Origin of the sequence: Paenibacillus sp. KS1 (assembly GCF_001680695.1) — a bacterium.
GTDB lineage: Bacteria > Bacillota > Bacilli > Paenibacillales > Paenibacillaceae > Paenibacillus_B > Paenibacillus_B suaedae.
In genome coordinates this window covers 1-250 of record NZ_MAIS01000379.1, presented here as the reverse complement: position 1 = coordinate 250, position 250 = coordinate 1, and the positions used below count along the sequence as shown (strand labels likewise).

General features: G+C 46.8%; 1 protein-coding gene. It reads left to right on the top strand.

Translation table 11 applies throughout. From position 1 onward, the window contains the following. A partial coding sequence (locus BBG47_RS28730; protein WP_175400687.1) for an arginase family protein occupies positions 1 to 250 on the top strand: 250 nt, incomplete at both ends.

Here is a 250-nt window from a genome sequence, read left to right as displayed (position 1 = left end):
GTGCCCGCTACATTCTAGAAGAAGACATGCATGAAGAACAGATCGATAACATCATTTCATCCTTACACACGTTCATGGAACAACAGGATTATCTCATGCTCACCCTTTGTACCGACGTTCTCAATGCGGCATTTGCGCCGGGAGTCAGCGCTCCCTCTCCTTTCGGATTAACACCGATGGTCGTTCGCACCCTTATTCGCATAGTCGCCGCTAATAAGAAAACGCTTTCTTTTGATATTTGCGAGGTGAA